A 10,026-nucleotide genomic window follows, 5' to 3' on the forward strand; every position below is an offset into this window, starting at 1 on the left:
AGGAAAACGTTCTTGGCCGTTTGCTGGCTGAGCGTACTGGCCCCCCGCAGCCTCGAGCCATCGCGGCTGGCCTCCCAGGCACGACGCAGCTCCACCACATCGAAACCACGATGAATCGGGAAGCGCTGGTCCTCGGCGGCAATCACCGCCAGCTTGGCGTTATTCGAGAGATTGTCCCAGCTACGCCACTGGCGCTGGATGGTGATGGGTTCGCGATGGACCCAGCTTTGTACCTTGCGCTCCACCATCACCATGGAACCCGGCGGCGGCACGAAGCGAAACAGCCACACCAAGGCCACCGAGAGCAGCACAAAGGCCAGCGCGCCACGCCAAACAAGACGCCAAAGCAGACGAAGAACTCGGCGCAGCGCGCGATTGACCATGTCTCGGTACCCTTAACGTTTCATGAGGTGTTCCGCATGATAGCGCAAATGGTCCTCGATGAACGAGGCGATGAAGAAGTAACTATGATCGTAGCCTGGCTGACGGCGCAGCGTTAGCGGGTGATCATGCTCGGCGCATACCGCTTCCAGACGCTCGGGCATCAGCTGCTCTTCCAGGAACTGATCGGCTTCTCCTTGATCGATGAACAACCGTTGCCGGGAAGCGCCATTGGCCACCAGCTCGCAGGCATCGTACTGGCGCCAGCGGGTCTGATCTTCCCCAAGGTAGCTGGTGAAGGCTTTTTGCCCCCAGGGGCAGTTCATCGGGTTCACGATCGGCGCAAAGGCCGATACCGAACGGAAACGCCCCGGATGACGCAGCGCCAGAATCAATGCACCATGCCCTCCCATGGAGTGCCCGCTGATCGATTCGCGGCCATTGACCGGAAAATGCTGACGCACCACGGACGGCAGCTCTTCGACCACATAATCGTACATGCGGTAGTGAGGCTTCCAGGGCGCCTGGGTGGCGTTCACGTAGAAACCTGCGCCAGACCCCAGATCGTAGCTTTCATGCTCGCCGGGCAACTCCGTGCCGCGCGGGCTGGTATCCGGACATACGATCGCCACGCCCAGCTCTGCCGCAATGCGGTGCGCGCCGGCTTTCTGCATGAAGTTTTCGTCATTGCAGGTCAACCCCGACAGCCACCACAGCAGGGGCACCCGCTCGTTTTCGGCTTGTGGCGGCAGGTACACCGCAAAGACCATGTCGCAGTCCAGGGCTCGGGAGTAGTGGCGGTAGCGCTTGTGCCAACCGCCAAAACTGCGGTTTGCCGACACCAGCTCCAACGTTTCACTCATGCTCATAGGCAGGCTCCTTAAACAGTGAAACGCGGCGGGTCGCCCCGGCCGCGTTCTTTCAGGCTGCTTTCATCATACTCAGTAATGCAGAACGGTACGAATGCTCTTGCCGGCATGGAGCAGATCGAAGGCTTCGTTGATCTTCTCGAAGGGCATGTCATGGGTAATGAAGTCGTCGATGTTCAGCTCGCCGTTCATATAACGGTCTACATAACCCGGCAGCTCGCTACGCCCTTTCACGCCGCCAAACGCAGAGCCTTTCCATACCCGGCCGGTGACCAGTTGGAAGGGGCGCGTGGAGACCTCTTCACCGGCACCCGCCACGCCAATGACGATCGACTCACCCCAGCCCTTGTGGCAGCACTCGAGGGCAGAACGCATCACGTTGACATTGCCGATGCACTCGAAGGAGTAGTCCACGCCACCGTCGGTCATGTCGACGATCACTTGCTGGATCGGGTCGCTGTAGTCTTTCGGGTTGACGAAGTCCGTCGCGCCGAACTGCTTGGCCAGCTCGAATTTGTCCGGATTGACATCAATGGCGATGATCCTGGCGGCCTTGGCCATCACGGCACCCTGGATCACCGCCAGGCCGATCGCCCCGAGGCCAAACACGGCAACGGTGGAGCCCGGCTCGACCTTGGCCGTGTTCAACACGGCACCAATCCCGGTGGTAACACCGCAGCCCAGCAGGCAGATCTTGTCCAGCGGCGCTTCCTTGGAAACCACGGCCAGCGAGACTTCCGGCAGCACGGTGTACTCACTGAAGGTGGAGGTGCCCATGTAGTGGTGCAGCATCTTGCCTTCCAGCGAGAAGCGCGACGTGCCATCGGGCATGACCCCTTTACCTTGGGTAGCGCGCACGCTGCCACACAGATTGGTCTTGCCGGACAGGCAGAATTTGCACTTGCCGCACTCAGCGGTATATAGCGGAATGACGTGGTCGCCTGGCTTCAGGCTGGTCACGCCTTCGCCCACTTCCTGTACGATACCCGCACCTTCGTGGCCCAGTACCGCCGGGAAGTTGCCTTCCGGGTCGGCGCCCGACAAGGTATAGGCATCGGTATGGCAGACGCTGGTGGCCGCCATCTTCACCAGCACCTCGCCCGCCTTGGGGCCTTCCACATCGATGTCGACCAGTTCGAGCGGCTTGCCCGCTTCGAGTGCAACCGCAGCACGTGATTTCATGCAAATCTCCCCGAGGTGTTGCCCAGCGACGTTCCACTGGCTGGGCGCAACAGCGCTCGATAAAGTGGATGGATAAACGTGCTTGCAGTGTAGGCCAGCTAGGCGAAAGGGATAAAGTGGGATACACTCACAAGATTATTGCCACTGAGCAACAATCGCGTTGCTCATTCGCTGCCACCCTTCACCGCCAGATGCACATGAGGAGCGCCATGCAGCGCTGGGATCGTATCGAAGCGTTCGTGGAAGTCGTACGGCTCGGCACCTTTTCGGCCGCGGCTCGCCACTTGAAGGTGTCCACCTCGCATATCAGTCGGCTGGTCAGCCAGTTGGAGAATCAGCTGGGCGTTCAGCTGCTGTATCGCACCACACGGCAGATTCGGCTGACCGATGCCGGGGCCTTGTACGTGGAGCACTGCCGCCACTTGTTCGATGGGCTGCGTGATGCCGAGCAGGCGATCAGCGAGCTGCAGGCCAAACCCCATGGACTACTGAAACTGACCTCGGCAACGACCTTCGGCGAGCGCTACGTTGCCCCGCTGGTCAATGATTTCCAGCGCCTGCACCCTCAGCTCGAAGTACACATGCACTTCACCAATCGCCCGGTGGAGTTGATCGAAGAGGGTTTCGACATCGCCATTCGCATGGGGGTGCTGAAAGACTCCAGCCTGATTGCCCGGCGGCTGTGCGAGCGCCGCGAATACGTGGTGGGCTCACAGGCCTATTTTCGCCAGGCACCCCGCCCCCACACGCTGGGCGAACTGAGCCAGCACCGCTGCCTGCTGGGCTCACGCCCCAACTGGCTGTTCGAAGTGAACGGCCAGCGGCGAGAGGTCAAGGTAGAGGGGTGCTGGAGCGGCAACTCGGGGCCTGCCCTGCTGGATGCGGCCCTGAAAGGGCTGGGCCTGGCTCAGTTGCCGGATTACTACGTCGCTCCGCACCTGGCCAATGGTGAACTGATCTCGGTGCTGGAACCCTTCCAGCACCACGATACAGCGGTGTGGGCGGTCTACCCGCGCCACCGCCACTTGTCACCCAAGATTCGTCAACTGGTGGACTATCTGGTGGCCAATATCGGCCGTACCCTGCCCCAGGCCTGACACGCGCTGCTGGATTAACACTCGATGGCATTGACCGCGAGCCCTCCCTTGGAGGTCTCCTTGTATTTGTCCTGCATGTCGCGTCCGGTATCGCGCATGGTCTTGATCACTTTATCCAGCGAGACGAAGTGGTCGCCATCACCATGCAGCGCCATACGGGCGGCATTGATGGCCTTGACCGACGCAATGGCATTGCGCTCGATACAGGGGACCTGCACCAGCCCCGCCACCGGGTCACAGGTCAGCCCCAGGTTATGCTCCAGGCCAATTTCCGCAGCATTTTCTACCTGCCGCGGCGTACCGCCCAGCACTTCGGCCAGCCCGGCCGCCGCCATGGCGCACGCCGAGCCGACTTCTCCCTGGCAGCCCACCTCCGCCCCGGAGATCGAGGCGTTTTTCTTGCACAGTATGCCCATGGCGCCCGCGGCCAACAGAAAATCGACCACGTCGGCATCGCAGGCGTCGGGTTCGAACTTCAGGTAATAGGCCAACACCGCCGGAACGATACCGGCAGCCCCATTGGTGGGCGCCGTGACCATGCGCTTGCCGGCCGCGTTCTCTTCATTGACGGCCAGCGCAAACAGGTTGACCCAATCCATCACGCTGAAACTGCTGACGATCAGGCGCTGCTGGGCGGGCGGCGAAAGCAGTTGCTGATGCAGGGCGTTGGCGCGACGGCGCACGTTCAGCCCGCCGGGTAACCGCCCGGTGGCTTTCAACCCGTTCTCGATACTGTCACGCATGGCGTGCCAGATCTTCAGCAGTTCGGTACGGATGGTGTCTTCGCTGCGCCAGGCTTTCTCGTTTTCCAGCATCAGCTGGCTGATACGCAAATCATTCGCCTGGCATAGTGCCAATAGCTCGTTACCCGATTCGAACGGATAAGGCAGCGCCGTCTTGTCCTCATCCAGCCCGCCCTGATCGGCACAGGCCTGGTCGACATAGAAGCCGCCGCCCAGCGAGTAGTAAGTGTTGGTCGCGATGACCCGCTCTTGCTGGTAGGCCGTGATCACCATGGCATTGGGATGAAAGGCCAGACAGGTCTCGTCCCACTCGATGTCTCGCGCACGGTCGAAGGGCAGCGAATGCCCATTGGGCAGCGTCAGTGGCGTCCCGTCGTCCAGCGCCGCCAGGCGTCCGGCAATGCTGTCGGGCTCGATGGACTCGGGCATTTCACCCATCAGGCCCATCACCACCGCATTGTCGGTGCCGTGGCCTACCCCAGTCGCGGCCAACGACCCGTGCAGCCGCACCACCAGCCGTGACACGGGCGCTTCCGGCAACGCCATCACGAAATCCCGCGCCGCGCGCATGGGCCCCACGGTATGCGAGCTGGACGGGCCAATGCCTATCCGAAACAGATCAAAGACGCTAATGGCCATGGTGACATCCGCCCCTCAACGGTCGTTATTGCTCGCATGTCGTTACTTTGCAGTGTAACCCGCCATTCGTCGAGATATTCCTGGCACGTTCGACGTGTCAGCACAGAAAAGTGACGATATAATGAACATGTATTCATGTATGTTTGTTGTTTGACTGATTTCGCCTGACGTAGAGGAACCGTGATGCCACCCTCCTGGCCTATTGATTTTCGCACTGCGCTGCTGCGCGCGACACTCTATATACTCTTCATCGGAGGCATCGCCCAGGGCGCGTATCTGGAAGCGTTGTATCTGCCTACCGTGCGCTATACCGAGCTGGGGTTCACCGAGCTGACCCAGACTTTCATTCTGATCAGTTGCTGTACCCTGCTCCTCTACGTACGCCATGTGCTGAAAGTATGGCCCACGGTGACCCTGCTGCTGCTGGCCTTCCTCGCTGCCTCGCTGGTACGTGAGCAGGACTACTTTCTCGATGAGTACATCGCACGGCATACCTGGAAAATCCTGGTCGCCATGATCATCCTCCCCTCACTGGCCTGGGTCGTGTACCAGCGCCAGCGTTTTCTGGAGGAGTTTCGCCACTTCAGCAATAGCTTTGCCTTTGGGCTGTTTGCAGGCGGCGTACTGGTTACTTATGTATTTTCACGTCTATATGGCAGGCAAGTGTTTTGGCGCGCCGTATTGGAGGAGCAGTACGTCCGGGTTTTCAAGGATGTGGCAGAAGAAGTGGTCGAGCTGCTGGGCTATAGCCTGATTCTGTTTGCCATGATCGAGCTGCTCCTGCTGGCCCGACGCCTGCACCTTGCTCGCCAGAAAAGCGCCTGACACCCTGCCAATCGGTTCTTTTTGCCGTCTTTGGGAGCACCGCCAGGGACGGCATTTCATTTTTTACATCCCGCTATACGTAAAGCCATTTGCGCCCCCTTGACCATCCACGTAGTGTCGTCCCCCACACTGCTTTGGGCAATTTTGCTAAAAAACAACCAACTGACGACACAAACGTTATGAATACACCAAACAATCGTGAAAATACGCTAAAACGCGGGGCGTTCACTCGCTTCCTGGATAGCGTCGAATGGCTGGGCAACTTGCTGCCTCACCCGGTGACACTGTTCGCCATCCTGTGTGTGCTGGTGGTGGTCGGCAGCGGCATTGCGGGGGCGCTAGGGGTATCGGTAGCCGACCCACGCCCAGCCAATGAAGGCGAGTGGATTGCCGTCAATTCATTGCTCAACGCCGAGGGCCTGCGCCGTCTGGTCACCGAAATGGTGACCAACTTCACCAGTTTTGCGCCCTTGGGTACCGTGCTGGTGGCCATGCTGGGGGTGGGTGTGGCCGAGCACTCGGGCCTGCTGTCGGCCAGCATGCGCGCGCTGGTACTCAACCGCTCACCGCGCATCGTCACCTATGCCGTGGTATTTGCGGGCATCATGTCGAACATGGCAGCCGAGCTTGGCTATGTGGTGCTGATTCCGCTGGCGGCGATGATCTTTCATTCGCTGGGCAGACATCCGCTGGCCGGTCTGGCAGCCGCGTTTTGTGGCGTCTCCGGCGGCTACAGCGCCAACCTCTTGATCGGCACCGTCGACCCGCTGCTCTCGGGCATCACCCAGGAAGCCGCTCGCCTGCTGGACCCGGCGTACATCGTCGGGGCCGAAGCCAACTGGTTCTTCATGTTTGCCAGCACCTTTTTCGTCACTCTGATTGGCGGCCTGGTCACGGAACGTATCGTCGAGCCGAAGCTGGGCAAGTTCGATACGGCCTATGCCGACAGCGATATCGATCAGCAGCGCATGGAGGGCCTGTCCGACACCGAAAAGCGGGCACTGAAGGGCACCGGCCTGGCCACTCTGGCACTCATCGCCCTGGTGGCCATCATGGTGGTGCCTGAAGGCGGCATTCTGCGCGACCCCGAGACCGGGCTGATCAGCGGCTCCCCCTTCCTGCGCGGCATCGTGGTGATCGTGGCCGTTTCGTTCAGCGTGCTGGGCTTCATCTATGGTCGCTTGGCAGGCACCATGCACAATGACCGCGACGTGGTGAACGCCATGGCCAAGAGCATGAGCAGCCTGGGCCTCTATATCGTGCTGGTCTTTTTTGCCGCTCAGTTCGTGGCGCTGTTCAACTGGAGCAACTTTGGCACGGTGACCGCCATTGCCGGAGCCGACCTGCTGGAGTCCCTGGGGCTGCGCGGGCCTGGACTATTTGCGCTGTTCATCATCATGTGCGCCTTCATCAACCTGTCGCTGGGCAGCGCATCGGCGCAGTGGGCCGTGACGGCACCCATCTTCGTGCCCATGCTGATGCTGATGGGCTACGCCCCGGAAGTGATTCAGGCCGCCTACCGGATCGGCGACTCGGTCACCAACCTGATCACCCCGATGATGAGCTATTTCGGGCTGATTCTGGCCGTAGCGACCCGCTACCGCAAGGATATGGGCATTGGCACCCTGGTAGCGCTCATGCTGCCTTATACCCTGTTCATGCTGATCGGCTGGAGCCTTCTGTTCTTCCTCTGGGTGTTCGTACTGGGTCTGCCCGTAGGACCGGGCTCCGCGACTCACTACACCCTGTAAAGGCTTCAACAAAAGGCGGCAAGGTGCTATTGGCACCTTGCCCAACAGCTGCCCACAAAAAAAGCCCGCCGTGTTTCCACGGCGGGCTTTTTCGAGCGACGCTTACTCGTCCAGGAAGGAACGCAGCGGCTCGGAACGGCTGGGATGACGCAGCTTGCGAAGCGCCTTGGCTTCGATCTGGCGGATCCGCTCTCGGGTCACGTCGAACTGCTTGCCGACTTCTTCCAGGGTGTGATCGGTATTCATGTCGATACCGAAACGCATGCGCAGCACCTTCGCTTCGCGAGCGGTCAAACCACCGAGGACGTTACGGGTCGCTTCGATCAGTCCTTCGCCGGTCGCCATATCGATGGGCAGCAGCATAGTGCTGTCCTCGATGAAGTCGCCCAGATGAGAGTCGTCGTCATCACCAATCGGCGTCTCCATGGAGATCGGCTCCTTGGCGATCTTGAGCACCTTGCGCACCTTGTCTTCCGGCATTTCAAGACGCTCGCCCAGCTCTTCAGGCGTCGGCTCACGGCCCATTTCCTGCAGCATCTGACGAGAGACACGATTGAGCTTGTTGATGGTCTCGATCATGTGGACCGGAATACGAATGGTCCGCGCCTGATCCGCGATGGAGCGCGTAATGGCCTGACGAATCCACCATGTCGCGTAGGTGGAGAACTTGTAGCCACGGCGATACTCGAACTTGTCCACCGCCTTCATCAGACCGATATTGCCTTCCTGAATCAGATCCAGGAACTGCAGGCCACGGTTGGTGTACTTCTTGGCGATCGAGATCACCAGGCGCAGGTTGGCCTCGACCATCTCTTTCTTGGCCCGGCGCGCCTTCGCTTCACCGATGGAGAGCTTGCGGTTGACTTCCTTCAGGTCCGCCACCGTCAGCTGCACCATGTCTTCCTCGAACGCAATCTTGCGCTGAGAACGTGCGATGTCGGCACGCAGTGGCTCAAGACGGTCGGCATACTTGGGCTGCGCTTCCTGGAAAGCGTCCAGCCACGATGAATCCGACTCATGCCCCGGGAAGGACTTGATGAAGGTCTTGCGCGGCACCTTGGCTTTCTTGACGCACAGCTGCATGACCGCCTTTTCCTGGGCACGCACCTGCTCCACGCTGATGCGGATCTGCCCCACCAGACGCTCGAAGTGCTTGGGCACCAGTTTGATGGGCGAGAACAGCTCGGCCAGACGTGCCTGCTCGGCCTTCAGCTCGCTACTGCCACGACCAAACTTGGCCAGCGCCGCTTCGACGGCGGCGTTCTGCTCACGGATCTGCTCGAAACGCGCCTTGGCTTCTTCCGGGTCCGGGCCACCTTCGCTGGCGTTGGTGTCCTCGTCATCGTCGTCATCGTCGCTGTCGATATCATCGTCATCGCTCAGCTCGGCATCGACTTCCGGCTCGGGGGTTTCCGCTTCGGCCACCCCAGGAATGCCTTCATCGGGGTCGATGAAGCCAGAGAACAGGTCGGAAAGGCGCCCTGGCGCTTCCTCGTCCTGGGTTGCGTCGTAGGCTTCGAGGATGGAGGCAACGGCACCGGGCAGGTACGCAAGCGCCGACATGACCTCCCGCGTGCCCTCTTCGATCCGCTTGGCGATTTCGATTTCGCCTTCACGGGTCAGCAGCTCCACCGTGCCCATCTCGCGCATGTACATGCGGACCGGGTCGGTAGTGCGACCGACGTCGCTTTCCACGGCGGCGAGTGCCGCAGCGGATTCGTCCGTGGAGTGATCCGACATCATCAAAGTGTCTTCATCTGGCGCTTCTTCAACGACACTGATACCCATGTCGTTGATCATGCCAATGATGTCTTCCACTTGATCCGGGTCGGCGATATCCTCGGGTAGATGGTCGTTGACCTCGGCATAGGTCAGGTAGCCCTGTTCCTTGCCGCGCGCGATCAACTCCTTCAGACGTGACTGCTGCTGCGCATTTCCAGCCATAGAAACCCTATCTCGACGAAGAAGAATGAAACACCTGGGGCGCTGAATCGATTAAACTCAACAAGCCGAACAGTATAGCGTAAATAGCGGGATTTTTTCCAGCGAAACGTATTTGCGCGGTCATTCAGGTGTGTTAGGTTGTTCGGTTAGCCAATACTTGGCGGCATAACCTCTATGTGGCCCTGAAGTTCGAGATTTCAACCCCTCACCTCTTGCAACCACCTTGTGCATTAGCGGCCCTGGGTCAATTCCAACACCAACCCGGCCAACCGCTGCCGCTGCTCCTTATCCAGTTTTTGCCCTGAGCGCTCCAGCGCCAGCAAGGCATCGTACTCTTCCTGAGGCGAACGCTTGCGCTGCTGCTCGACCAAGTGCTCGACCAGACCGGTCAGCTCGGCTTCACGAGTCGCCCTGGGAATCAGCAGCTCCCGCGCGGCCAGCTCTGCCAGCACGCGCCCCTCTTCACTGCCTTGAAAATGCGCCAGTACCACTTGCGGGCTGCGGTAGCGTCCGGCGCGTAGCAGGGCAATCAGGTCGCGGCACAGCGATGCCTGCGGATCCTGACCAGGCAGCCAATCCTGCGTTTCCGGCAGAA

Annotated in this window: 8 protein-coding genes and 1 pseudogene; 3 read left to right on the top strand and 6 right to left on the bottom strand. The window is 60.2% G+C overall.

Going from position 1 to position 10,026, the window contains the following annotated elements; translation table 11 throughout:
- The 3 genes from B7L71_RS03840 to B7L71_RS03850 all read right to left on the bottom strand — a co-directional run.
- A partial coding sequence (locus B7L71_RS03840) for a transglycosylase domain-containing protein (protein ID WP_170919437.1) occupies nt 1–383 on the bottom strand: 383 nt, incomplete at its 3' end.
- Nucleotides 384–395: 12 nt separating this feature from the next.
- Nucleotides 396–1,250: an S-formylglutathione hydrolase gene (fghA, locus tag B7L71_RS03845; protein ID WP_016916326.1), complete on the bottom strand. Its 855-nt coding sequence runs from the start codon at nt 1,248–1,250 to the stop codon at nt 396–398.
- A gap of 72 nt (nt 1,251–1,322) precedes the next feature.
- Nucleotides 1,323–2,432: an S-(hydroxymethyl)glutathione dehydrogenase/class III alcohol dehydrogenase gene (locus tag B7L71_RS03850; RefSeq protein WP_081136109.1), complete on the bottom strand. Its 1,110-nt coding sequence runs from the start codon at nt 2,430–2,432 to the stop codon at nt 1,323–1,325.
- Nucleotides 2,433–2,641: 209 nt separating this feature from the next.
- Here B7L71_RS03850 and B7L71_RS03855 point away from each other — a divergent pair, with 209 nt between their 5' ends.
- Entirely contained in the window at nt 2,642–3,529 is an 888-nt protein-coding gene (locus tag B7L71_RS03855; protein ID WP_016916324.1) for a LysR family transcriptional regulator, read from the top strand.
- Nucleotides 3,530–3,543: 14 nt separating this feature from the next.
- Here the strand turns inward: B7L71_RS03855 and B7L71_RS03860 are convergent, their stop codons facing one another.
- Nucleotides 3,544–4,911, bottom strand: coding sequence for an L-serine ammonia-lyase (locus tag B7L71_RS03860; protein ID WP_039175634.1), 1,368 nt, complete (start codon nt 4,909–4,911; stop codon nt 3,544–3,546).
- 183 nt (nt 4,912–5,094) lie between these two features.
- Between B7L71_RS03860 and B7L71_RS03865 the strand changes: the two genes are divergently transcribed.
- Nucleotides 5,095–5,736 (top strand): hypothetical protein, encoded by a 642-nt coding sequence (locus tag B7L71_RS03865; protein WP_081136110.1) that lies wholly within the window; start codon nt 5,095–5,097, stop codon nt 5,734–5,736.
- 179 nt (nt 5,737–5,915) lie between these two features.
- Nucleotides 5,916–7,487, top strand: a complete 1,572-nt coding sequence (locus tag B7L71_RS03870; RefSeq protein ID WP_039175630.1) for an AbgT family transporter — start codon at nt 5,916–5,918, stop codon at nt 7,485–7,487.
- Nucleotides 7,488–7,589: 102 nt separating this feature from the next.
- Here B7L71_RS03870 and rpoD read toward each other — a convergent pair whose 3' ends face one another.
- Nucleotides 7,590–9,431 (bottom strand): RNA polymerase sigma factor RpoD, encoded by a 1,842-nt coding sequence (gene rpoD, locus B7L71_RS03875; RefSeq protein WP_081136112.1) that lies wholly within the window; start codon nt 9,429–9,431, stop codon nt 7,590–7,592.
- Between the two features lie 230 nt (nt 9,432–9,661).
- A pseudogene (locus B7L71_RS03880) lies at nt 9,662–10,026 on the bottom strand (DNA primase); the annotation flags it as partial.

The sequence above is a fragment of the Halomonas sp. BC2 genome, assembly GCF_002078115.1.
GTDB classification, from domain to species: Bacteria; Pseudomonadota; Gammaproteobacteria; order Pseudomonadales; family Halomonadaceae; genus Vreelandella; species Vreelandella stevensii.